The 24501-nt window shown below is 52.1% G+C and carries 18 protein-coding genes; 13 read left to right on the top strand and 5 right to left on the bottom strand.

Annotation, left to right across the window (positions count from 1 at the left end):
- Positions 1-147: 147 nt before the first annotated feature.
- The 3 genes from hmsP to C1N58_RS17160 all read left to right on the top strand — a co-directional run bounded on the left by hmsP (position 148) and on the right by C1N58_RS17160 (position 5417).
- Positions 148-2157 carry a biofilm formation regulator HmsP gene (gene hmsP / locus C1N58_RS17170; RefSeq protein ID WP_263757234.1) on the top strand — a complete coding sequence of 670 codons (2010 nt, stop codon included), beginning with the start codon at positions 148-150 and terminating at the stop codon, positions 2155-2157.
- Between the two features lie 215 nt (positions 2158-2372).
- Positions 2373-3662 (top strand): dicarboxylate/amino acid:cation symporter, encoded by a 1290-nt coding sequence (locus C1N58_RS17165; protein WP_172677667.1) that lies wholly within the window; start codon positions 2373-2375, stop codon positions 3660-3662.
- A 246-nt stretch (positions 3663-3908) separates the two neighbouring features.
- Positions 3909-5417, top strand: coding sequence for a M16 family metallopeptidase (locus C1N58_RS17160; RefSeq protein ID WP_033737328.1), 1509 nt, complete (start codon positions 3909-3911; stop codon positions 5415-5417).
- A 4-nt stretch (positions 5418-5421) separates the two neighbouring features.
- Here C1N58_RS17160 and C1N58_RS17155 read toward each other — a convergent pair whose 3' ends face one another.
- Both C1N58_RS17155 and C1N58_RS17150 read right to left on the bottom strand, forming a co-directional pair.
- The gene (locus C1N58_RS17155; protein WP_394550124.1) at positions 5422-6294 is read right to left on the bottom strand and encodes an alpha/beta hydrolase; all 873 of its coding nucleotides are present in this window, start codon (positions 6292-6294) and stop codon (positions 5422-5424) included.
- An 899-nt stretch (positions 6295-7193) separates the two neighbouring features.
- On the bottom strand, positions 7194-8126 hold the full coding sequence (locus C1N58_RS17150; RefSeq protein ID WP_058701520.1) for a 2-dehydro-3-deoxygluconokinase: 933 nt from the start codon (positions 8124-8126) through the stop codon (positions 7194-7196).
- A gap of 268 nt (positions 8127-8394) precedes the next feature.
- Here C1N58_RS17150 and pdeH point away from each other — a divergent pair, with 268 nt between their 5' ends.
- Both pdeH and C1N58_RS17140 read left to right on the top strand, forming a co-directional pair.
- Positions 8395-9168 (top strand): cyclic-guanylate-specific phosphodiesterase, encoded by a 774-nt coding sequence (gene pdeH, locus C1N58_RS17145; protein ID WP_172913517.1) that lies wholly within the window; start codon positions 8395-8397, stop codon positions 9166-9168.
- Positions 9169-9231: 63 nt separating this feature from the next.
- The gene (locus C1N58_RS17140; RefSeq protein ID WP_394564361.1) at positions 9232-11292 is read left to right on the top strand and encodes an AsmA family protein; all 2061 of its coding nucleotides are present in this window, start codon (positions 9232-9234) and stop codon (positions 11290-11292) included.
- Here C1N58_RS17140 and ppiC read toward each other — a convergent pair whose 3' ends face one another.
- Entirely contained in the window at positions 11293-11574 is a 282-nt protein-coding gene (ppiC, locus tag C1N58_RS17135) for a peptidylprolyl isomerase PpiC (protein ID WP_394550122.1), read from the bottom strand. It lies immediately after the preceding gene.
- 141 nt (positions 11575-11715) lie between these two features.
- On the opposite strand from ppiC, the gene rep reads away from it, so the two are divergent.
- Complete coding sequence (rep, locus tag C1N58_RS17130) at positions 11716-13737, top strand: DNA helicase Rep (protein WP_033737343.1); 2022 nt, start codon at positions 11716-11718, stop codon at positions 13735-13737.
- 28 nt (positions 13738-13765) lie between these two features.
- On the opposite strand, the gene gppA is transcribed toward rep, so the two are convergent.
- On the bottom strand, positions 13766-15250 hold the full coding sequence (gene gppA, locus C1N58_RS17125) for a guanosine-5'-triphosphate,3'-diphosphate diphosphatase (protein ID WP_006121428.1): 1485 nt from the start codon (positions 15248-15250) through the stop codon (positions 13766-13768).
- A 7-nt stretch (positions 15251-15257) separates the two neighbouring features.
- The gene (gene rhlB, locus C1N58_RS17120; RefSeq protein WP_033737345.1) at positions 15258-16550 is read right to left on the bottom strand and encodes an ATP-dependent RNA helicase RhlB; all 1293 of its coding nucleotides are present in this window, start codon (positions 16548-16550) and stop codon (positions 15258-15260) included.
- A gap of 117 nt (positions 16551-16667) precedes the next feature.
- On the opposite strand from rhlB, the gene trxA reads away from it, so the two are divergent.
- From trxA to rfbB, 7 genes are all read left to right on the top strand, one after another.
- The gene (trxA, locus tag C1N58_RS17115; protein WP_006121430.1) at positions 16668-17000 is read left to right on the top strand and encodes a thioredoxin TrxA; all 333 of its coding nucleotides are present in this window, start codon (positions 16668-16670) and stop codon (positions 16998-17000) included.
- 341 nt (positions 17001-17341) lie between these two features.
- On the top strand, positions 17342-18601 hold the full coding sequence (rho, locus tag C1N58_RS17110) for a transcription termination factor Rho (protein ID WP_006121431.1): 1260 nt from the start codon (positions 17342-17344) through the stop codon (positions 18599-18601).
- 279 nt (positions 18602-18880) lie between these two features.
- On the top strand, positions 18881-19957 hold the full coding sequence (gene wecA, locus C1N58_RS17105) for a UDP-N-acetylglucosamine--undecaprenyl-phosphate N-acetylglucosaminephosphotransferase (RefSeq protein WP_039339214.1): 1077 nt from the start codon (positions 18881-18883) through the stop codon (positions 19955-19957).
- Between the two features lie 25 nt (positions 19958-19982).
- On the top strand, positions 19983-21032 hold the full coding sequence (gene wzzE / locus C1N58_RS17100) for an ECA polysaccharide chain length modulation protein (RefSeq protein ID WP_033737408.1): 1050 nt from the start codon (positions 19983-19985) through the stop codon (positions 21030-21032).
- Positions 21033-21042: 10 nt separating this feature from the next.
- Positions 21043-22173 (top strand): non-hydrolyzing UDP-N-acetylglucosamine 2-epimerase, encoded by a 1131-nt coding sequence (gene wecB / locus C1N58_RS17095; protein WP_394550120.1) that lies wholly within the window; start codon positions 21043-21045, stop codon positions 22171-22173.
- Positions 22170-23429, top strand: coding sequence for a UDP-N-acetyl-D-mannosamine dehydrogenase (gene wecC, locus C1N58_RS17090; RefSeq protein WP_283788310.1), 1260 nt, complete (start codon positions 22170-22172; stop codon positions 23427-23429). The genes wecB and wecC overlap by 4 nt, the downstream gene beginning before the upstream one ends.
- The gene (gene rfbB / locus C1N58_RS17085) at positions 23426-24496 is read left to right on the top strand and encodes a dTDP-glucose 4,6-dehydratase (RefSeq protein ID WP_039339217.1); all 1071 of its coding nucleotides are present in this window, start codon (positions 23426-23428) and stop codon (positions 24494-24496) included. Before wecC ends, rfbB begins: the two co-directional genes overlap by 4 nt.
- Positions 24497-24501: the final 5 nt, after the last annotated feature.

Here is a 24501-nt window from a genome sequence, read left to right as displayed (position 1 = left end):
CCGCTTTTCTTATGGTCACTGACGTGACCGCAATTCCGATTCGTCTGCTTCCGCCCCCTTAAGCCACAAATACATCTTGCGATAGGATATACTTGACGCGCTTTTCTTTTCTGATGTCTACGCTCGTCACGAGCCGGGAGTGAATTTTTGCGCGTAAGCCGATCGCTGACGATAAAACAGATGGCGACAGTCTCGCTGATTGCGACAGTGACCATCAGCATTTTTATCGTTATCCAACTGTTTCATTTTGTGCAACAGCGCAGAATCGACTACGCCCAGCAGATGGAGAATATCGCGCATACCGTGCGTCAGCCGCTGTCTGAAGCGGTGCTGAAAGCGGACATCCCTCAGGCTGAACGCATTCTTAATTCGTTAAAACCCGCCGGGATTTTGTCGCGTGCTGATGTGGTGCTGCCGAATGCGTTCCAGGCGCTGCATGCGAACTTCGAAAACGAGAAACCCGTTCCCAGACTGATCGCCAGAATCTTTGAACTGCCGGTGCAAATCACCTTACCGCTCTACTCTGTTGAGCATACCGGTTTACCGAAGCCGCTGGCTTATCTGGTACTGCAGGCGAATTCATTTCGTGTTTACCAGTTTATTCTGAGCACGTTCTCCACGATGATCATCACCTATTTGCTGCTGGCACTCATCCTGTCCGTTTCAATTAGCTGGTGTATAAACCGGTTGGTGGTGCATCCGCTGCGCCGTATCTCCCGTGAAATACAGGAACTGCCACCGCAGGCGATTCTGACCCACAAACTGTCTGTGCCAGCCGATCACCGTGACGATGAAATCGGTATGTTGATTCGCAGCTATAACCGCAACCAGCAGGTGCTTGAGTCCATTCATGATCAGATGAGTCGGTTAACAACGCATTTCGACGTCACCGATCTGCCGAATCGGGCGCTGTTTTTAGCTTTACTGGAACAGTTTATCCGCGCTCGTCGCCATGCTTTTAGTGTGATGGTGATACGCATCGAAACCCTGCAGGAAGCGAATGGTGTACTCAGTGATGAACAGCGCGATACGTTGATGCTGACGCTGGCCGAGAAAATTCGCAGCACCATTGATGATCAGACATTGCTGGCACAGACTGCTACCAGTGATTTTGTCTTACTGATGAAATCAGCCAGCAACCCCTTTCGCGCGATGCGGCTGGCCCGCAATCTGATGATTCGCCTTAATCAGCCTGTCACTCTGCATCAGCTACAACTGCGACCCAATGCCAGTATCGGTCTGGCGTTAAGCGAAGAAGATGAAACGACGGGGGCTAATGAGATGCTGGATCGTGCGACCTCCGCAATGATGTCAGCCCGTCGTCAGGGCAAAAATCAGATCCTGTTTTTTGATGCCGCCCTCACCGAACGGGCTCAAAAGCGCTTAACTCAGGAACACGATATCTTACAGGGCTTGCACGACGAGCAGTTTGCCCTCTATTTGCAACCCCAGATTGATATGCGCACCGGCAGGCTGGCGGGTGCGGAGGCACTACTGCGTATGCGTCAGGCGGACGGCCGGTACGGATTACCCGAAGAGTTCATCGCCAGCGCGGAAGAAATCGGGGTGATTTCAGCGATTGGCCGCTGGGTATTTGAAGAAGCATGCCGCATTCTGGCTGGCTGGCAGCGCCATGGGGTGAGGGTCCCGCTGAGTATCAATATTTCTGCCGTTCAGTTACGCGATGTCAGCATTGTGAATCATCTGCAATCCTTGCTGGTGCGCCATTCAATTGCGCCAGGCACATTAGTGCTGGAGATTACCGAAACCGCGCAAATGGGCGATGCTGAGCAGGCTATTTCCCTGCTGCGGATGTTGCAAAAAACCGGCGTTGCCGTTGCACTGGATGACTTTGGGATGGGCTATTCCAATCTTAACTACCTGCATCAGTTTAAAGCCTTACCGGTTAACAAACTGAAAATGGATCGCAGCTTTGTTGCCGCGTTGCCTGAGGACGACACGATGGTGCGTATCGTGGCGGCCATTGCTGACATTATTGACCTGGATGTCATTGCTGAAGGGGTAGAAACCAGTGAACAGCGTGACTGGCTGCTGGCCCGCGGTATCACGATTGGTCAGGGCTATCTTTATTCTGAAGCCGTGCCGCTGGCGCAATTTACTCATCAATGGCTGGATAATGCCCTGGAGGAGGAATAACGACCTGATTCCTTGATTTTGCGAGAAATTTAGTTACAAAACCCCTTGCTGAAGCGTTTCAGTTCAGAATTACGCGCCTATCATTTCCCCTGACTTTGCAGCCCTGTATTAATCACGTAAACAGAGTGTTATTTTCTGTCCGCTGCCTGACCTGCCAGCCCTGTCAGACAGTCACAATAAAAAATCCGACAACATTACCTCTCGTTAGTGGATACCTGTTTATGAAACTATTTAAAAGCCTTTATTTCCAGGTTCTGGTCGCCATCGCCATCGGCGTGCTTCTGGGCCATTTCTATCCTGATTTAGGGACGCAGATGAAGCCGCTAGGGGATGGCTTTGTTAAACTGATCAAGATGATCATCGCCCCCGTGATTTTCTGCACAGTCGTTACCGGTATTGCCGGAATGGAAAGCATGAAAGCCGTGGGTCGCACCGGTGCGGTTGCGCTGCTTTACTTTGAAATCGTCAGTACCCTTGCGCTGATTATCGGCCTGATCGTCGTTAACGTTGTGCAACCTGGCGCGGGAATGAACGTTGATCCTGCGACGCTGGATGCCAAAGCGGTTGCCATCTATGCGCAACAGGCTGAGCAGCAAGGCATTGTGGCCTTTTTACTGGATGTGATTCCGGGTAGCGTGATTGGCGCCTTCGCCAGTGGCAATATCCTGCAGGTATTACTGTTTGCCGTGCTGTTTGGCTTCGCATTGCATCGTCTGGGCAACACGGGCACATTGATTTTCAATGTGATCGAGAGCTTCTCAAAGGTCATTTTCGGCATTATCAATATGATTATGCGCCTGGCGCCTATCGGGGCCTTTGGTGCCATGGCCTTTACCATTGGTAAATATGGCGTAGGTTCACTGGTGCAGCTTGGCCAGCTCATTATCTGTTTCTATATTACCTGTGTGCTGTTTGTCGTCGTTGTGCTGGGGCTGATTGCCCGCCTCTTCGGTGGCTTTAGCATCTTCAAATTCATTGCCTACATTAAAGAAGAACTGCTGATTGTTCTGGGAACGTCCTCATCCGAATCGGCGCTGCCGCGTATGCTGGATAAGATGGAGCGGCTGGGTTGTAAGAAATCCGTGGTGGGACTGGTCATTCCCACAGGTTACTCCTTTAACCTGGACGGTACCTCTATCTACCTGACGATGGCGGCCGTTTTCATTGCTCAGGCAACAAATGCGCATATGGATATCTTCCATCAGGTTACCCTGCTGGTGGTATTACTGCTCTCTTCTAAAGGGGCGGCGGGCGTTACAGGCAGCGGCTTTATTGTTCTGGCTGCAACACTGTCGGCAGTGGGACATTTACCCGTTGCCGGCCTGGCGCTGATTTTGGGTATCGACCGATTTATGTCAGAAGCCCGTGCGCTGACGAACCTGGTAGGTAATGGCGTAGCAACCGTTGTGGTCGCGAAATGGGTTGATCAACTGGATAAAAAACAGTTGGGTGAGACATTAGCGGGCAAAAATGGCGCAAAAGACCCGTCTGAATCCACGATTTAATCCTTGAATGTGATTTAATCCTCTCAAATGCCCGCTGTCACTTGCCCTGACAGCGGGCATTTGGATAATAACCCCACTTGTTTTTTTTCAACGTTTTTCACTTCGTTGCGTGACATCCCGGTCTTCCTGTGGTCAAACCTGTTGTTAATGATCGGCAGCGCGAATCGGCAATGACCGGTTCGCTTATAAACGCGGCTAAACGTGCCAGTGATAACGATTTTTTGAATTGTTTGAGTAGGGGTTCACATGCAGGGCACCAGAATTCGGCTTTTGGTTGGTGGACTAGTGCTGGCAGCGACCAGTTACGGTGCATCCGCTGAAACGCTGCAACCTGATCCAGCCTGGCAACAGGGAAAACTGGACAACGGATTTAGCTGGCAACTGTTGGCAACACCGCAACGGCCAAGCGACCGCATTGAATTGCGTATGGTGGTTAACACAGGCTCACTGGTAGAAAGTGCGCAGCAAACCGGTTTTAGCCACCTTTTGTCACGTCTGGCGCTGGTTCATAACACCGCACTGGATACAAATCAGCAGCGTGCTTTATGGCAGCAGGGCATCGATCCACAGCGCCCGTTACCGCCCGTCATCACATCGTATGATTACACGCAGTATAACTTAAGCTTACCCAATAACCGTCCAGACCTGTTAAAGGAAGCCCTGAACTGGCTGGCTGCGACGGCTGGCGATATGGCGATCACTAATCAGGTGGTGGACACCGCGTTATCTGCTTCCGATCCGGTTAAAACCTGGCCAACGGATACGCAGGATGTCTGGTGGCGCTACAGACTGAAAGGGTCCGCGCTATTAGCACACGATCCGGCAGAGAAACCGCGCGCGCCGGTGGATATCGCACAGCTAAAAAGCTTTTATCAGCAGTGGTACACGCCGGATGCCATCACTCTGTATGTGGTCGGCAATGTCGACAGCCGTAGTTTTTCTGAGCAGATCAATAAAGCGTTCTCCTCGCTGGAAGGCAAGCGCAGTTCGGCTGCGCCGGTGCCGACCTTGTCCCCGTTACCGCATGATCCAGTGAATCTGGTAAGCGGCAGCGGTGCGCAGGACCGCCTTTCTCTGGTGTGGGATACACCCTGGCAGCCTATCCGTGATTCACAAAACCTCCAGCGTTACTGGCGGGGCGACCTGGCGCGTGAGGCGCTGTTCTGGCACGTTCAACGTGCGTTGAGCAACAGCAAAGCGCAGGGCGTTCAGGTTGGCTTTGATTGCCGGGTGCTTTATCAACGCGCCCAGTGTTCCATTAATATGGACACGCGCAACGACAGCCTGGAACAGAATATGAATCTGGTGGCACGTGAGCTGGCCGCCGTACGCGATAACGGTTTGCCTCAGGAAGAGTTTGACGCGCTGATGGCTCAGAAGCTGCTGGAACTGAATAAGCTGTTTACCACCTATGCCCGCACTGATACGGACGTGCTGATCAGTCAGCGCCTGCGCTCGCAACGTAATTCCGTGGTGGATATCGCGCCGGAACAGTATCAAAAGTTGCGGCAGGATTTCCTGGCAGGTTTGACACGTGATCAGATGAATCAGGAATTACGGCAGCAGCTCAGTCAGGAACTCATGATGGTGCTGATTCAGCCGGAAGGCGAAACAGAAACCAATGTGAAAAGCCTTAAAGCTGACTGGGACAAACTGATGGGGGAACCTGCTCCGTCGGCAGCGCAGTCAGGCGGCACTGACGTCAGCCAGCCGGAGAGCAGCCCCGCAGGTGATGCTGCCCCACCAGCCTCCTGATTGATCAGGTTTTTGCCCTGAGCCATTCGGTCACCAGCATCGGCCAACTGGCAAGGGGCAAATCCGCTACACCACGAATGCCGAAGCCGTGCCCGCCTTTCTGATAAAAATGCACTTCCACGGGGACGTTATGTTCCCGTAACGCGCTAAAAAATACCATGCTGTTATTCACTGGCACGTCATCATCATCGGCGGCATGAATCAGCAACGTAGGCGGCACCTGACTGTGAACCCGGGTCTCGAGTGAATAAGCATCAATAGTTTTTTGATCGGGCCAGGCACCTAATAAGCGTGTGCGTGATCCTTCATGGGCCAGACCATCGCGCATACTGATGACCGGATAAACCAGAACCATTGCATCCGGCCGAGGCGACAGGTTTTCTGCACTGTCCTGAACGGGATAAATTTTTTCGCCGAAACGCGTACCCAGGCTCGCGGTGACGTGGCCGCCAGCAGAAAAGCCCATCATCACAATATATTTTCCGTTTAGCCCGCGCTGTGCCCGTTCACGTAGTACGCGCACGGCGCGCTGTGCGTCGGCCAGCGGTGCATCTGGTCCTTCGTGATGTCCATCATAGGGCAGGCGATAAGTCATTACCGCCAGGGTATAACCCATCGAAGTAAAGAACGTTGCCAGCGCACTGCCTTCACGATCAATCATGATGCGCTGGTAGCCGCCCCCTGGCGCAACCAGCAAGGTGATGCCATTGGATTCAACAGGATGCCAGATAGCCATTTCCGGGCAGCGTACACCGGTTGCTACGCGGTCGTAGGGTTCATACTCTTTTGCGGTATCCACAATCTGGGGCTGAGCACGAGAATCGCTGGCGCCTGGCGCATCACCATTTGGCCAGATATTAATAATTTCTGTATTCATAGCAGTGTCCTGATGCGAGAGATGTTGTCGTTGTTTTGTTCGCGGCCGTGAGAACAGCATCCTGCTGTCGCTGTTTAAAAGATGGCCTGTTTTAATGTAATCGTCCAACCTAAAAGCGGTTTATACATGAGATTCGGACTATGCCTGGCGTTGAAGCTGCCTGGCTAACTTGATAATTTAAAAGGAATAAAAACGCATTAAGATTAGAAACTGTTAACAGATGAGGACCAGAGGCGACGGCGTTAAAACGGCTGAGCTGACTTAAGCTAAATGAACGGTTTTTCATGTTGTCCTGACGGAAATAGCAGGAATTTATTCCCCTGTGATGTTTCAGGAAACATAATGTCTGGATGCCGGACGGTACGATGCCATTGCGGCTCAATATATCGTCCCGCTTCATGGGGGCTTATTAATCGTCAGTGTATCCTGACCGTCAACTCTCCAGAAGGCGTTCAGGTGGCGTTTCAGTAACAGCCCTCCGGCTCACGGAACTGTCCCCTTGATTTACCTTCGTGAACAGTTTTGGCGGCTTTACTACGGTGTCCCACGGTTGTCTGCCAAGGCTGTTAGCGCATCGACGTCATTCTGCGCCTTTGCGTTGATGGCAAAAGCCATGCCATCGAAGCTCCCTTCAGCGAGCGCAGGCGGTACCGTATCGTTGAATATCCTTTGCCTGCGGATAACGTCTGGGCTTCGTACCGCGGTTTTTGAAAAACAGGATGGGGGGATTTGGCTCAATAATCTGCGTCTTACACCCACTCGCTTTGTAAAAGCCTGACGCTTTTTCCCTGTCGCGTATACCAGACAGACCAGATTAATGTGCTTCGTATCCACCCCCGTTTTCCTTCAGGCACAGACATGCTGCCTGTACCGGTGTTCCCGTGATGAGCGACTGGCAATCATTCCGGCATTGCCGAACGCGGAATGATCGCACCGCGGTACTGAATCACTGTGCTGGCGGTGAGATGACCGCGCCGTGCCGCTTCTTCTGTCGTCGCGCCGACAAGTCGCCTGGCGAGGTAGCCCGCACTGAATGAATCCCCGGCGGCCGTGGTATCGACAATCTTTTCTTTTGGCAGCGCGACGGAAGGTACCTCGGCCAATGGCTGGTCTTCAAACGCAATCAGGCACGATTCCGCCCCGCGTTTGATGACGACTTCTTTTACGCCCGCATCACGTGCGCGGGCAATGACGTCCTCAACAGACTGTTCGCCCCATAACTGGTGCTCGTCATCCAGCGTCAGGAACGCCATATCCGTGTTTTCGAGCATTGTCTGGTAAGCCTGGCGAGTAGTGACCTTATCTTTCCACAAGCGCGGGCGGTAATTATTATCAAATATCACTTTCCCCCCGTTTGCCCGACAGTCTGCGAGCAGTTGCATGAGCCGGGCGCGACTGTCGTCAGGCAGGATAGCCAGGCTGATTCCGCTCAGATAAAGATAGTCGTAATGTTTAAGCTGTTGGCAAATGTCGTCGGCACCCGGGCCATCAAGCCAGTAACGGGCTGCCGCATCACTGCGCCAGTACCAAAAGGAGCGTTCGCCCTGATCGTCGGTTTGGATCATGTACAAACCCGGCATTTTGTTTTCAAGGCGCTGGATCAGTGCAGTATTGACGTTTTCCGCCTGCCAGCGAGTCATCATCTCTGCGCTAAAGGGATCAATGCCCAGTGCGGTGACGTAATCAACCCGTACATCCTGTTGACTGACCTGCCGGGCCAGATAAACCGCAGTATTCAGCGTGTCACCGCCAAAGCCGCGTTTGAGGTTCTCACCCTTCTCGGACAACTCAATCATGCACTCACCAATAATAGCGATCTTTATCTGCGTCATGGTTTCAGGCCTGTAGTAAAAGTTCGCTTCAGTCTCGCGTTTGTGAGGCCTGTCGTCAACTTTTTAAAACAGTGTTTTAATTTAATTTAGGGCGCTAAAACATGATAATTAACCCGATAACGCGCCCTGTTTCGGCGATTGTCGTGTCAAAACTCGCGTAGACTCGTGGCTCCTATGTGGCCAGATTTTCACTATGTATCGAAATACAAACGATAATTGCCGCTAAGCCGCCCAAATGAAGGCGCTTACTATCAACCAGGAAAAGACCATGGTTATGGAGAATATTAGTCAATGGCTACCTTCTTCAGTTGACATCACTCCCCAGCAGAAAAAGCGCCTCTTCTGGCGACAGTGTCAACGCCAGTATACCTTTCAGCCTATCTACAAAGTCTCTGGGCGGCTGTTGGCGATTGAGTTGCTGACGGCGGTCATGCATCCGTCTGAACCTGAAAAAAAACTCTCCCCGGAAGCATATTTTGCTGAGCTGGAGATAGCAGAGCGCCTTGACGTTGTGCAGGAGCAGTTAACGTTGCTCAGCCAGTGGGAAGCTTTCTTTGCCGATAATGAGGTCATGGCATCAGTCAATATTGACGGCCCCTCTCTGTCATTAATACAACATCATCTGCCGATTCGCAGCCTTATCACCCGATTGCCCTGGGTGCGCTTTGAACTGACCGAGCACCACGTTTTGCCTCAGGAAGAGATGGTGGCGCAAATGCCGGAGTTGGGGCCGCTCTGGCTGGATGATTTCGGCTCAGGGATGGCAAATTTTTCTGCCCTGACGGAGCTGAAATACGACTACATCAAGTTGTCGCGCGAATTGTTTATTTTGTTGTGTGCATCGGGGGAAGGGCGAACACTCTTTCCTATGCTGTTGTCGCTGATTAACCGCTACTGTAACGGCGTTATTGTTGAAGGCGTGGAAACGCAGGATGAATGGGAGCAGGTAAAAGCCTCTCCGGCCATTGCGGCGCAGGGATATTTTTTCTCACGCCCCGCCCCTTTTTCGGAACTGGTGTACCTGCCTGTCCAGCTTGATTGATCCCTTCCGGCTCGCTCTCGACTATCTTTAACGGAGACCGTGAAAGAGCAGGGAGGATGCCTAATGTCACGCGCTGGAAAAATAGTCAGTTGGATAGCGGGAATTTTAGTCCTGGTGATCGTCGTCGTGGTCATTGTCATTGCCACATTCGACTGGAATCGCTTGAAGCCGACCATCAACAAAAAAGTCTCAGCAGAACTGAACCGACCTTTTGCCATTCGTGGTGATTTGGGTATCGCGTGGCAACGACAACGCGACGAACCGGGATGGCGCAGTTTTATCCCCTGGCCGCATCTGCATGCCGAAGACATCATGCTGGGCAATCCGCCTGATATTCCCGATGTCACTATGATTCATCTCCAGCGCGTCGACGCAACGCTTGCGCCGCTGGCACTGCTGCACAAACAAGTCTTTATCCCCTGGATAAAGCTACAGCAGCCGGATGCCCGATTGATTCAAACCGCCGACAAGAAAAACAACTGGACGTTTACGCTCGCTGAGAGTGACAGCAAAGACGACAATGCACCGCCTTCCGCCTGGTCATTTCGGCTGGACAATATTCTGTTCGATCAGGGAACTCTGCTTTATCGCGATGCGGTTAACAAGGCTGATGTCACTGTAAAACTCAATTCGCTTGGCAAACCTGTGCCTTTCGCGCAAATCGCGGGTGGAGACGACAGCCAAAAAGGGGCGGGCGACTTTGTTTTCGGCTGGCAGGCTGAAGGGCGCTATAACAATGAAAAACTCACGGGCCAGGGTAAGCTCGGCGGCATGTTATCACTGCGAAGCCAGACGACACCGTTCCCGGTGCAGGCGGATGTCCGTAACGGTACTACACGGGTACAGCTTTCTGGCGGTGTGCAGGATCCGTTAAATCTGGGCGGACTGGATGTGCGTTTGCGTTTTTCTGGCGACACGCTGGCGAATCTGTATGGCCTGACGGGAGTGTTATTACCGGATACGCCGCCCTATGAAACAGATGGTCGCCTTATTGCTAAATTCACTGGTAAAGATGGGTCTGTTTTCCGCTATCAGGCATTCAATGGGCACATTGGCGATAGCGATATTCATGGCTCCCTGACCTACAGCCAGGGCAAACCTCGCCCTAAACTGGTGGGGGAACTGCGATCTGACCAATTGCGTATGGCAGATTTGGGGCCGCTTATTGGCGTTGACTCCGGCAAAGGCAGTGAGAAAACGCAACAGGCTAAGGCAAAGCGCGGCGAAAAATCGACACAGCCTGCCGATCGTGTTTTGCCTCATGATCAATTCGATACGAAAAACTGGTCGGTGATGGATGCTGACGTGAAGTTCAGTGGTAAACGTATCGAACACAGTAATTCCTTGCCGTTAAGCGATCTTTACACGCATTTGCAGCTTGATAGCGGTAATCTACTGCTCGATCCGCTGCGTTTTGGCATGGCCGGGGGCAACCTGAACAGCACTATTCGTTTAGAAGGCGATCGCTCTCCCATGCGAGGCCGCGCGGATATTCATGCGCGTAAACTTCGCCTGCGCCAGTTGTTTCCCAATGTACAGGCAATGCAAAACAGTCTGGGACAGCTTAACGGTGATGCCAGCTTGACGGGCACGGGCAATTCTGTGGCTGACCTGCTCGCAACCAGTAACGGCCAACTCAAGCTGCTAATGAACGACGGACTGATTAGCCGCAACCTGATGGAGATTGCCGGATTAAATGTCGGTAACTATCTGGTTGGTAAGCTGTTCGGTGATGATGAGGTGCGCATCAACTGTGCGGCAACGGATCTGAAATTGCAAAACGGTCTGGCCACGCCAAACCTGTTTGTGTTCGATACGGAAAATGCGGTCATCAACGTGACGGGAAATGCGAATTTCGCCACTGAACGTCTGGACCTGTCTGTGAATCCAGAGAGTAAAGGCATTCGTATCGTGACCCTGCGCTCACCGCTTTACGTCCGTGGTACGTTTAAAAATCCGGATGCCGGTGTGAAGACCGGGCCACTACTGGCGCGTGGTGCGGCAGCCGTTGCCCTGGGTGCCGTGGTAGCACCGGCGGCGGCCTTACTGGCACTGATTTCCCCCAGCGATAATGATGAAAATCAGTGCAGCCGGGTATTGCAGCAGATGAAAAGCAAAAAATAATCAGTTGCGATAGAGCACTTTGATGATGTGGTAACCAAACGCGGTTTTCACCGGCCCAAAGGGTTGTAACAGTGGGCAGGTGAAGGCCGCTTTATCAAATGCAGCTACCATCTTTCCCCGCCGGAATTCACCCAGATCGCCGCCGTTTCGGCCTGAAGGGCAGATGGAGTGTTTTTTAGCAAGCTGCTGGAAATTCTCCCCTTTTTTCAGCTTCGCCAGCAAGACTTTCGCCTCTGCCTCCTGTTTCACCAGAATATGTAAAGCCGCGGCAGTTTTCGCCATGATGGTGTCTCTGTTGTGTATAATTGCCCTCCATTATAAACCCGTCTTTTCAAATCGCAGAGACGTTAACGGCACCGCGTTCATGCCGTTGGCACGCGAGTGAGGCGAAGCGGGTATCTTATTTCAACAGAGCGATTCCCTATGCGTTTAAACTCCAGCCAACAACGTGCCGTCGAATTTGTCACCGGTCCCTGTCTGGTGCTGGCGGGGGCTGGCTCGGGTAAAACCCGCGTGATCACCAATAAGATCGCACATCTGATTCGGGAGTGCGGTTACCAGGCGCGCCACATTGCGGCCGTGACGTTCACGAATAAAGCCTCACGTGAAATGAAAGAGCGCGTCGCGCAAACGCTGGGGCGTAAGGAGGCGCGCGGCCTGATGATCTCGACATTCCATACCCTGGGACTGGAGATTATTAAGCGCGAATATGCAGCGCTGGGAATGAAGTCTAACTTTTCCCTGTTCGACGACCAGGATCAACTGGCCCTGCTTAAAGACCTGACCAGCCAGTGGCTGGAAGAGGACAAGACCTTACTGCAGCAGTTGATTTCCACCCTTTCCAACTGGAAAAATGATTTGGTTGATCCGCCCAAGGCGGCGGCATTAGCACGTTCGGAGCGCGATAACGTTTTCGCGCACTGCTATGCCCTGTATGATCAGCACCTTAAAGCCTGTAATGTGCTGGATTTTGACGACCTGATCTTGTTGCCGACCCTTCTGCTACAGCGTAATCAGGAAGTGCGCGAGCGCTGGCAGCAACGTATTCGCTATCTGCTGGTCGATGAATATCAGGATACCAATACCAGCCAGTACGAACTGGTTAAATTGCTGGTGGGTGCCAGAGCGCGTTTTACTGTCGTTGGCGATGACGATCAGTCGATTTATTCCTGGCGCGGAGCGCGGCCGCAAAATCTGGTCCTGCTGAATGAGGATTTCCCGACGCTGGAAGTGGTGAAGCTTGAGCAGAATTACCGATCTTCACAGCGTATCCTCAAAGCTGCCAATATCCTGATTGCCAACAATCCGCACGTGTTCGAGAAGCGCCTGTTTTCTGAACTGGGTATCGGTAGTGAACTGAAAGTGTTGAGCGCAAACAGTGAAGAACACGAAGCCGAGCGGGTAACGGGTGAACTGATTGCTCATCACTTTATCAATAAAACGCAATATAAAGATTACGCCATTCTGTACAGGGGGAATCACCAGTCCCGGGTATTCGAAAAATTCTTGATGCAGAACCGTATCCCTTACCGGATTTCAGGTGGCACCTCCTTTTTCTCACGGCCAGAAATAAAAGATCTGTTAGCGTATTTACGCGTACTCACTAACCCCGACGATGACAGCGCCTTTTTACGGATTGTGAATACTCCCCGGCGTGAAATTGGCCCGGCGACGCTGCAAAAACTGGGTGAATGGGCCACTATCCGCAGTAAAAGTCTTTTTAACGCCAGCTTCGATGTGGGACTGGGGCAGACCCTGACCGGCCGCGGTCTTGAGCATCTGCAGCGCTTCACTCACTGGCTCAATGAGATTATCCAGCTCAGTGAGCGGGAACCCGTTAACGCTGTCCGTGATTTGATTCGCGGCATCGATTATGAAAGCTGGCTGTTTGAAACCTCCGGTAGCCCTAAAGCCGCTGAAATGCGCATGAAAAACGTCAATACGCTGTTTCAATGGATGACGGAAATGCTGGAAGGGAGCGATCTGGATGAGCCGATGACGCTGGCCCAGGTCGTCACGCGGTTTACGTTGCGCGACATGATGGAGCGCGGCGAAAGTGACGACGAGTCAGACCAGGTGCAGCTGATGACGTTGCATGCGTCTAAAGGGCTGGAATTCCCCTATGTTTTCCTGGTTGGCATGGAAGAAGGATTGCTCCCGCATCAGAGCAGTATTGATGAAAATAACGTTGAAGAAGAGCGCCGTCTGGCCTATGTCGGTATCACCCGTGCGCAGAAAGAGCTGACGTTCACCTTATGCCGTGAGCGCCGTCAGTACGGTGAACTGGTTCGCCCCGAGCCCAGCCGCTTTTTGCTGGAGCTGCCGCAGGATGATGTGGTGTGGGAAACCGAGCGTAAGGTGGTCAGTGCTGAAGAGCGAATGAAAACCGGCCAGAGTCGGGTGGCCGGATTACGGGCGATGCTGGAAAAGGCGAAAAAGGGTTAATGCGCCGATCGGGCGTAACCGCAAGTACTCAGGTCAGCGATAACTGCCAGTGTACATAGGACTGGTAATGACTTTCCTGTTCAAGCAGTTCCGCCCGAAGCGGATGTACATCCAGCCAGCCCGCCGGCAATGTGACATTCAGCGCTTCATCATCGGCCTGCATACGTACGGCAGGCAGGGTGTCATCGCGACGGCGACTGGAAAAGATAATCGACAGGCGCAGCAGGCGACACAGGCGCTCAGCCAGACGCGGCGGTACGGCATTTTGTTGGGTCAGTAACGCAAGATCGATGCTGCCGCTTTGGTTTTGCAGTAAGCAGGCGATCAGCTTTTTTTGCGCGGGCGTAAAACCCGGCAGATCAAGATGGCGAACCAGGTAGGCAGCATGCTGAGGTGCCTGACGGAAATCGACGCTCAGCCCGATTTCGTGGATAGCACAGGCGCTCAGCAGTAACTCCCGACAGCGCTGATCCAGTTTCCAGACCACGCTGACCTGGCGAAAAAAACTTTCAGCCAGCTGACGTACCCGATCGGCCTGGCACACATCGATGTTGAACCTGCGCTGAACATTTTGCAGCGTACGGCTGCGAATATCACGATCAACAGGTAAGTGCAGCATTCCGTACACCAGCCCTTCGCGCAGTGCACCACCGGCCAGCGTCATGCTGTCGATATTGAGTTCCTGAAAAATGGCGATCAGGATTGAGAGCCCACTGGGGAACACAAGCGCACGTTCCAGCGTCAGTCCCTCGATTTCAAGCTCTTCCAGCTTGCCACATTGAATAGCGCGCTGCTTTAACTGCTGGAGTTTGCTCAGGGTGATGCGCTCATCCATGCCCTGTGCCACCATGATTTCCTGTAACGCCTGCACGGTGCCGGATGCACCGACGCAAACCTGCCAGCTCTGTTTGCGCAGTTCTGCCGAAATGGGCTGCAACATGGCTTTGGCGGCCTGTTCTGCCTGGTCAAAATTTTCCTGCGCCAGGTGACGATCGCCAAAGAAGCGTTCCAGCCAGGTGACACAGCCCATCTGCAAACTAAACAGCACGCTGGCATGGGAGCCGTCACCGGTGGCTAACTCGGTACTGCCGCCGCCGATATCGACAACCAGACGTTGATCGGAGCCGCCGGTGGTGTGCGCCACGCCTTGATAAATCAGACGGGCTTCTTCTTCACCGCTAATCACATTGACGGCGCAGCCCAGAATCTGTTGAGCCTTATCCAGAAAGACCTGTGCATTTGCTGCAATACGCAGCGTAGCCGTCGCCACCACCCGAATCTGGTCAGGCGGAATATCCTGAAGTTGTTCCGAGAAAAGCCGCAAACATTGCCAGCCCCGCGCCATCGCTTCAGCTGACAAATGATTGGCGCTGTCCAGGCCAGCAGCCAGGCGCACCTTGCGTTTGATTTTGGCGATAGTCTGAATACTGCCAGACACTTCGCTGACTACCAGCATGTGGAAGCTGTTAGATCCTAAATCAATCGCAGCATAGAGTGTCGATGCGCTTAGCATGGTGAACTTAACCCGAACGTTTACGGTTGTTATGACGTGGAGCACCGCGACGACTGGCGTTATTTCCGCCACGACGCTGACCGTTGCCTGTACGATTACGCGTCAGACGTTTCGGCGGTGGGAGTTCACTTAACAGCGCATCGCTGTTGTATTTGCTCACCGGAATACTGTGACCAATGTACTCTTCAATACCCGGCAGATTTAACGCGTACTCTTCGCATGCCAGGCTGATTGAGTGGCCGCTTGCCCCTGCGCGTCCTGTACGGCCAATGCGATGAACGTAGTCCTCGCGGTCATCAGGCAGATCGTAGTTAAAGACATGTGTCACTGCGGGAATATGCAGGCCACGTGCCGCAACATCGGTCGCCACCAGGATATCGATGTCACCTTTGGTAAAGTCATCCAGAATGCGTAAACGCTTCTTCTGAGCCACATCGCCGGTCAGCAAGCCGACACGGTGACCGTCCGCAGCCAGATGGCCCCAGATATCTTCACAGCGATGTTTCGTATTGGCGAAAATAATCGCGCGATCGGGCCATTCTTCTTCCACCAGCGTTTGCAGCAAACGCATTTTCTCTTCGTTGGAAGGATAGAAAAGCTCTTCTTTAATGCGGTGGCCCGTTTTTTGTTCCGGCTCGACTTCAACGTATTCGGCGCTGTTCATGTGCTCAAAGGCCAGTTCACGCACGCGATACGAGAGCGTGGCGGAAAACAGCATGCTCAGGCGTTGAGTTGCGGGTGGCATGCGGCGGAACAACCAGCGAATATCTTTAATAAAGCCGAGATCGAACATGCGATCGGCTTCGTCCAGCACCATGACCTGTATGGCGCTGAGGTTGACGTGATTCTGCTTCGCATAATCAATTAAGCGACCCGTGGTGCCGACCAGAATATCGACACCGTTTTCCAGAACTTTTAACTGCTTGTCATAGCCGTCGCCACCGTAAGCCAGGCCTAGTTTCAGGCCGGTCGATGCCGCCAGCGGTTCTGCATCCGCATGAATTTGCACGGCAAGTTCACGCGTAGGGGCCAGAATTAACGCGCGTGGTTGGTTAACCTGGCGTCCCTCTGGTGCAGGGTGAGAAAGAAGATGATGAAACGTTGACGTTAAAAACGCCATCGTTTTGCCGGTACCGGTTTGCGCCTGACCTGCGACATCACGCCCTGAAAGCGTAAATGGCAGTGCTAACGCCTGAATAGGCGTGCAGTTATGAAACCCTTTTTTATCAAGGGCTTCCACTACCTGTGGGTGCAGGGCGAAGTCGGAAAACTTCTGTTCAGTTAAGTGTGTTTTGCTCATAGTGTGGTAGAATATCAGCTTACTATCGCTTTACGAAAGCGTATCCGATGAAATAAAGTCAACCAACATTGGTTTATATTACGCCAATTCGCCAGGCATAATCTTGTGGAGTAAAACATGAGCAGCGATAAAATCGTTCATCTGACCGATGACAGTTTCGACACCGACGTGCTGAAAGCCGACGGCGTTATACTGGTAGATTTCTGGGCTGAATGGTGTGGTCCTTGTAAAATGATCGCCCCAATCCTTGATGAAGTTGCAGAAGAGTATGATGGCAAGCTGACCATCGCTAAGCTGAATATTGACGATAACCCAGGTACCGCACCGAAATACGGCATTCGTGGCATCCCGACGCTGTTGCTGTTTAAAAACGGTGAAGTCGCTGCAACGAAAGTGGGCGCATTGTCCAAAGGTCAATTAAAAGAGTTCCTGAACGCCAACCTGGCGTAAGCGGGCTGAACGTTCGGCAGTGGTTAAATTTTTTCCTCCTGCTGGACGTTCGCTTTTAAGCGTGCTAACTTATTTTCACTGCACTATGATCATACCTTGTAGTTAGCATTCAAAGTTTTCCCTTGTTAAACCCTGTCGCACTGTACCTACCAGCGGTTTAGCAATCTAACGACTAGCTCTACTCTGACTTAAATCGACCGACTCCTCGCTTCCAGTCATCATTCAAGACAACGATCGTTGAGAAGAGTTGAAAAGTCATTAACAGAACAGGCATGGATTAACTGCCATACCATTCACGACAAACATTTCGAGTATTACCCCGAGTTTAAGAACCCATCACTATGAATCTTACCGAATTAAAAAATACGCCGGTTTCTGAGCTGATTACCCTCGGCGAGAATATGGGGCTGGAAAACCAGGCTCGTATGCGCAAGCAGGACATTATTTTCTCAATCCTGAAGCAGCACGCGAAAAGCGGCGAGGACATCTTCGGTGATGGTGTGCTGGAGATATTGCAGGATGGATTTGGATTCCTCCGCTCTGGAGACAGCTCCTACCTCGCCGGTCCTGATGATATCTACGTTTCTCCCAGCCAAATTCGCCGCTTTAACCTCCGCACTGGTGACACCATCGCCGGCAAAATTCGCCCACCAAAAGAAGGTGAACGCTATTTTGCGCTGCTGAAAGTTAATGAAGTCAACTACGACAAGCCTGAAAACTCGCGCAACAAAATTCTGTTTGAAAACCTTACGCCGCTGCACGCTAACAGCCGTCTGCGTATGGAGCGCGGTAATGGATCAACCGAAGACTTAACGGCGCGCGTACTGGACCTGGCGTCGCCCATTGGCCGCGGTCAGCGTGGCCTGATTGTTGCTCCGCCAAAAGCCGGTAAAACCATGCTGCTGCAGAACATCGCACAGAGCATTGCCTATAACCATCCTGACTGCGTGCTGATGGTGTTGCTGATCGATGAGCGTCCGGAAGAAGTGACAGAGATGCAACGCCTGGTCAAAGGCGAAGTGATTGCCTCAACCTTCGATGAGCCGGCTTCGCGTCACGTTCAGGTTGCAGAGATGGTGATCGAAAAGGCTAAGCGCCTGGTTGAGCATAAAAAAGACGTCATCATTCTTCTCGACTCCATTACGCGTCTGGCCCGTGCCTATAACACCGTGGTGCCGGCCTCCGGTAAAGTGCTGACAGGTGGTGTGGATGCTAACGCCCTGCATCGTCCTAAGCGTTTCTTTGGTGCGGCGCGTAACGTGGAAGAGGGCGGCAGCCTGACCATTATCGCGACTGCGCTGGTGGATACCGGTTCGAAAATGGACGAAGTGATTTACGAAGAGTTTAAAGGCACCGGTAACATGGAGCTTCATCTCTCACGTAAGATTGCGGAAAAACGCGTCTTCCCGGCCATTGATTACAACCGTTCCGGTACACGTAAAGAAGAGCTGTTAACCTCTCAGGAAGAACTGCAGAAAATGTGGATCCTGCGTAAAATTATTCACCCAATGGGCGAAATCGACGCGATGGAGTTCCTGATCAACAAGTTGGCCATGACCAAAACCAACGATGAATTCTTCGATATGATGAAGCGTTCCTGATTCTTTTAAGCGTCATCTGAACAGGATGACGTTTTTTTACTTTAAAAGATCATAAAATAGCTCTGACGCCACGTTCTGACGTGGCGTTTTTCATTTACGGGCTATAGGATTGTGGTCTGGCAGGCGTAATAATAATGACGGTGGAAGTGGTGGACGGTTGACCGTTCGTACACCGCTTAATGCCGAATTCGGAATCTGGGACGGTAATATGCGCCTTCTTTCGCGTATTGTGTGTATCCAGGATGATAGCTGAGAGCGTTTAACGTGAATTTACTCACTATGAGTACTGAGCTTGGTTTAGTTTTTGTCTTTTCCCTGGCGTTTCTTTTCCTTGCTCGTAAAGCAGCCAAAAAGGTAGGGCTGGTTGACTCACCCAACTCGCGTAAACGCCACCATGGCGATATCCCCTTAGTCGGTGGTATTTCTGTTTTTGCAGGCATTACGTTTGCCTTTGCCATTACGAACTATTATCTGCCCCATGCCACGCTCTATTTAAGTTGCTCGGCAATCTTAGTCATTGTCGGCGCACTCGACGACCGGTTTGACATCAGCGTTAAAATCCGTGCGGTGATACAAGCTGCGGTGGCCATTGTGATGATGGCGGGCGCAAAACTTTATCTACTGAGTCTGGGTTTTATCATCGGTCCGGTGGAGTTGATCGTCGGGCCGTTCGGCTATGTGTTGACCCTTTTTGCCGTCTGGGCAGCGATTAATGCTTTCAATATGGTGGACGGTATTGATGGTCTGCTGGGGGGGCTTTCCTCCGTCACCTTTGGTGCAATGGGAATTATTCTCTTACTGGACGGACAGTACAGCCTGGCGATGTGGTGTTTTGCAATGATTGTCGCCATTCTCCCGTATATCATTCTCAATCTTGGTTTGCTGGGAAGACGCTATAAAGTTTTTATGGGTGATGCCGGCAGTACGATGATTGGCTTCACCATCATCTGGATTTTGCTGGAAACCACTCAGGGATTAAGTCATCCCATTTCACCGGTCACTGCATTATGGTTAATCGCCATTCCATTAATGGATATGGTTGCCATCATGTATCGGCGTCTGCGTAAAGGCATGAGTCCTTTTTCAGCTGACCGTCAGCATATCCACCATCTGTTAATGCGTGCGGGGTTTACCTCACGTCAGGCATTCGTGCTGATTACGCTTGCTGCGGCCTTGCTCGCAGGTATTGGCGTATTAGGCGAATACCTCGCCTTTGTACCTGAATGGGTAATGTTGGTTCTTTTTCTGCTGGCGTTTATGGCTTACGGCTATTGCCTCAAGCACTCCTGGCGCATAGCAAGACGAATCCGGCGTTTTAAGCGTCGTATGAATGTCCCTGCTGATACTGACAAATAAAAGACTTAAAAAGGATGACGCTGTGATGCCTGCAAACGTTGTGGAGAACGAACTGGATATTCGCGGCCTGTGCTGCCGTTTGTGGCGCGGAAAGCACTGGATAGTCGGTTGCGCAGTGCTGTTTGCAGTGGCAGCCTGGCTGGCGACGTTGCTGATGAAACAGGTATGGAGCACAACAGCGATTACAGGACGTCCAACAGTGAATATGCTGGGCTCGTACTATTCACAGCAGCAGTTTCTCAATAACCTGGATGTACGCAATGACGCCGTGACGTTAACCAGCGCGTCTCCCAACGTGATGGATGAGGTTTATCATGAGTTTCTGGTGCAGCTTTCCTCCTGGGATACTCGTCGCGAGTTCTGGCTGCAAACCGACTATTACAAAAGTCGGAAAAGCGGCAATGCGCACAATGATGCGGTCCTGTTAGATGAGCTAATTGATAACATCCAGTTTACGCCAGCGGATACCGCGCGTAACACGTTCGACAGCGTCAAACTGAAAGCGGAAACGGCGAGCGATGCCAACAACCTGTTGCGTCAGTACATTGCCTATGCCAGTGAGCGCGCAGCACGTCATCTCAACGCGGAGCTAAAAGGTGCGTGGCAGGCACGAGATGCGCAACTTCAGGCACAGGTCAGGCGTCAGGAAGCTGTGGCGAATGCCGTCTTCCAGCGTCGCATTCATCGTCTGGAACAGGCGCTGAAGGTGGCCAGCCAAAAAGGAATTACTGAAAAACAGACGAATGAAGTCAGTGAGAGTCTTGCTGACAGCGATCTGTTTTTAATCGGTCAGCCGCTATTGCAGGGGCAACTCGACACCCTGCGTGCGACGGGACCGAGCTTTGATATAAGCTACGATCAAAATAAAGCGATGCTGACGACACTTGATGCAGGACCTGCGTTAACCAATAAATTTCAGACCTACCGTTATTTACGTACACCGGAAGAGCCGGTGTCACGTGACAGCCCACGCCGGGTATTTATGATGGTGATGTGGGGCGCGGTAGGGGCACTGGTTGGCGCCGGTGTGGCACTGGCACGTCGTCGGCGACCCATGTCAGATACACAAGATTGAGAGAAACAGTGTGAAAGTTCTGACAATTTTTGGCACCCGACCTGAAGCCATTAAGATGGCACCACTCGTTCAGGCCCTGGCACAGGATCCAGCTTTTGAATCACGGCTGTGCGTAACCGCACAGCACCGTGAAATGCTCGATCAGGTGCTGAGCTTATTTCAGCTTCAGCCTGACTACGACCTCAATATTATGCGGCCTGAACAAGGATTAACGGAAATAACCTGCCGTATCCTGCAAGGCATGCACACCGTCCTTCTCGATTTCAAACCCGACATTGTTCTGGTTCACGGTGACACCACAACCACGCTGGCGGCCAGTCTGGCTGCGTTCTATCAACAAATACCTGTCGGCCATGTTGAAGCGGGTTTAAGGACAGGCGATCTGGCATCGCCGTGGCCTGAAGAGGGCAATCGTAAACTGACAGGCCATCTGGCACGGCTGCATTTCACGCCAACCTCCCGTTCCCGACAGAACCTGCTGGATGAAAATCTGCCCGATGACAGCATTGTGATTACCGGCAATACGGTGATTGATGCCCTGCTGTGGGTGCGCGATCGGGTACTGGATGATAACGCCATTAATGCGCAACTGGCTGCACGTTATCCGTTTCTGGATGAAAACAAAAAGCTGGTACTGGTAACGGGCCATCGGCGGGAAAGTTTTGGCGAGGGGTTTGAGCGTATTTGTAGCGCTTTAGCCGAAATTGCGCGTCAGCACCCTGAGGCGCAGATCGTTTATCCTGTGCATCTCAACCCGAATGTCCATGAGCCCGTTAACCGCATTCTGCGTGACATCAAGAACATTGTACTGATTGAGCCGCAGGAGTATCTGCCGTTTGTCTGGCTCATGAATCGTGCCTGGCTCATTCTCACCGATTCTGGCGGAATTCAGGAAGAAGCGCCTTCGCTGGGTAAACCCGTTTTGGTAATGCGTGAAACCACGGAACGGCCAGAGGCGGTTGACGCGGGGACGGTAAAACTGGTGGGAACGGATACGGCGAAGATTGTTGCCGAAGTCAGCGCATTACTGAATGACGACGAGGCCTGGCAGACCATGAGCCGCGCCCATAATCCCTATGGGGATGGCAATGCCTGCGGGCGAATCTTACAAGCCTTAAAAGATAACAGAGCCAACTTATGAGTTTTGAAACCATTTCCGTCATTGGACTGGGTTACATTGGGCTGCCTACCGCAGCCGTTTTTGCCTCAAAGGGAAAAAAAGTGGTGGGCGTTGATATCAATGCCCGGGCTGTTGACACCATCAACCGCGGTGCCATTCATATCGTCGAACCCGATCTGGAACAGGTGGTGCAGGCAGCCGTTGCGCGTGGCGATTTACGTGCCACCACGCAACCGGAAGCGGCGGATGCCTTTTTGATTGCCGTCCCTACGCCCTTCCAGGCCGATCGCCAGCCCGACTTACGTTTTGTGCAGGCGGCCGCAATATCCATCGCACCGGTTTTGAAAAAAGGCGATCTGGTGATTCTGGAGTCGACGTCTCCGGTAGGCAGTACCGAGCAGATGGCGGAGTGGCTGGCTGCCGCGCGGCCTGATTTACGTTTCCCCCAGCAGGGCGATGAACCGGACGTTTTTATTGCCTACTGCCCTGAGCGTGTTTTGCCCGGCCAGATCATGGTCGAGCTGATTAAAAACGATCGTGTTATTGGCGGCATGACGCCAGCCTGTTCTGCCCGTGCCAGCGCGTTATATCGTATTTTTCTCCAGGGCGAGTGCGTGGAAACTCATGCCCGTACCGCCGAAATGTGCAAGCTGACCGAAAACAGCTTCCGGGACGTAAACATTGCGTTTGCCAATGAGCTGTCCCTGATCTGTGCTGAGCAGCAGATTAATGTCTGGGAGCTTATTGCGCTGGCAAACCGTCATCCTCGTGTGAATATTCTGCAACCCGGTCCCGGCGTAGGCGGACACTGCATTGCCGTCGACCCCTGGTTTATCGTGGCGCAGAACCCTGACTTAGCGCGACTGATCCGTACCGCCCGCGAAGTGAATGATGCCAAGCCACACTGGGTACTGGAGCAGGTAAAAAAAGCACTGGCAGACTGTCTGACGCAAACCGATAAGCGCGCCAGCGATCTGACGATTGCCTGTTTTGGCCTGGCGTTTAAGCCAAATATTGATGACCTGCGTGAAAGCCCGGCGATGGAAGTCGCCCATTTGATTGCAGACTGGCATCAGGGCCGTACCTGGGTGACTGAACCGCATATTGAGCAGATTCCCGAACGTCTGGAAACGCAGGCCACGCTGGTGTCAACAGAGCAGGCGCTGCAACAGGCCGATATTCTGGTGATGCTGGTCGATCATCAGGCGTTCCGCGCCATTGATGCGGCGCACGTGACCCAGCAATGGGTCGTTGATACGAAAGGTGTCTGGCGATGAAGCATTTTTTAATTACTGGCGGCGCAGGTTTTATTGGTTCAGCGTTAGTGCGGTTCCTGATCAATGAAACTGATCATCATGTCGTCGTCGTCGACAAGTTGAGCTATGCGGGCAATTTGTCCTCACTGGCTTGTGTTGCAGATAGCCCTCGCTTTAAATTTGAGCATGTCGATATCTGTGATCGTCCTGCCCTGGACCGAATCTTTGGCGAGTATCAACCTGATTGTGTCATGCATCTGGCAGCTGAAAGCCATGTAGATCGCTCTATTGATGGGCCAATGGCGTTTATTGAAACCAACATTATTGGCACGTATCAGTTACTTGAAGCGGCACGCCATTACTGGAGTGCCTCAGCAGATGAACGAAAGAAAAACTTTCTTTTCCATCACATTTCAACGGATGAAGTTTTTGGCGATCTCCATGACAACACGGCTTTTTTCACTGAGAACACGCCTTACGCGCCCAGTAGCCCTTATTCAGCGACGAAAGCCAGCAGCGATCATCTGGTAAGAGCCTGGTCACGGACCTATGGTTTGCCCGTTATTGTGACGAATTGTTCAAATAACTATGGTCCCTACCATTTTCCAGAAAAGCTGATCCCTCTTACCATTATTAATGCGCTTGCTGGCAAACCGTTGCCGGTTTATGGGAATGGTCAACAGATACGTGACTGGTTATACGTTGAGGATCATGCGCGTGCGCTCTATACCGTCATCAGCAAGGGGCTTGTGGGAGAAACGTATAATATTGGTGGCCACAATGAGCGGAAAAACATCGATGTGGTTGAAACTATTTGTGCGTTATTAGAAGAGTTGGCACCAGAACGTAAGTTGTCAGGTCTGAAAAACTACAGGGATTTGATTACATTTGTTACCGATCGCCCCGGCCATGATCAGCGCTATGCGATTGATGCCAGCAAAATTGCTCGCGAATTAGGGTGGATACCTGAAGAAACGTTTGAAAGCGGCATGCGTAAAACCGTCGCATGGTTTCTGGATAATCCGCAATGGTGGCAAGCTATTTTGGATGGGCGCTATGGCGGTGAGCGTCTCGGACTGAAACCGTAGTCAAC

The sequence above is a fragment of the Pantoea sp. SGAir0180 genome (assembly GCF_043546245.1).
The sequence above is the reverse complement of the archived record's forward strand: the minus strand, read 5'-3'. Positions and strand labels throughout refer to the sequence as shown.

Coding starts and splice junctions, on each gene's coding strand:
- C1N58_RS17155 (WP_394550124.1), bottom strand. CDS start 6,294: ATGAATACAGAAATTATTAATATCTGGCCAAATGGTGATGCGCCAGGC.
- rfbB (WP_039339217.1), top strand. CDS start 23,426: ATGAAGCATTTTTTAATTACTGGCGGCGCAGGTTTTATTGGTTCAGCG.
- rhlB (WP_033737345.1), bottom strand. CDS start 16,550: ATGAGCAAAACACACTTAACTGAACAGAAGTTTTCCGACTTCGCCCTG.
- pdeH (WP_172913517.1), top strand. CDS start 8,395: ATGGTTATGGAGAATATTAGTCAATGGCTACCTTCTTCAGTTGACATC.
- trxA (WP_006121430.1), top strand. CDS start 16,668: ATGAGCAGCGATAAAATCGTTCATCTGACCGATGACAGTTTCGACACC.
- wecA (WP_039339214.1), top strand. CDS start 18,881: ATGAGTACTGAGCTTGGTTTAGTTTTTGTCTTTTCCCTGGCGTTTCTT.
- C1N58_RS17140 (WP_394564361.1), top strand. CDS start 9,232: ATGTCACGCGCTGGAAAAATAGTCAGTTGGATAGCGGGAATTTTAGTC.
- wecC (WP_283788310.1), top strand. CDS start 22,170: ATGAGTTTTGAAACCATTTCCGTCATTGGACTGGGTTACATTGGGCTG.
- ppiC (WP_394550122.1), bottom strand. CDS start 11,574: ATGGCGAAAACTGCCGCGGCTTTACATATTCTGGTGAAACAGGAGGCA.
- C1N58_RS17160 (WP_033737328.1), top strand. CDS start 3,909: ATGCAGGGCACCAGAATTCGGCTTTTGGTTGGTGGACTAGTGCTGGCA.
- gppA (WP_006121428.1), bottom strand. CDS start 15,250: ATGCTAAGCGCATCGACACTCTATGCTGCGATTGATTTAGGATCTAAC.
- wzzE (WP_033737408.1), top strand. CDS start 19,983: ATGCCTGCAAACGTTGTGGAGAACGAACTGGATATTCGCGGCCTGTGC.
- rho (WP_006121431.1), top strand. CDS start 17,342: ATGAATCTTACCGAATTAAAAAATACGCCGGTTTCTGAGCTGATTACC.
- rep (WP_033737343.1), top strand. CDS start 11,716: ATGCGTTTAAACTCCAGCCAACAACGTGCCGTCGAATTTGTCACCGGT.
- C1N58_RS17150 (WP_058701520.1), bottom strand. CDS start 8,126: ATGACGCAGATAAAGATCGCTATTATTGGTGAGTGCATGATTGAGTTG.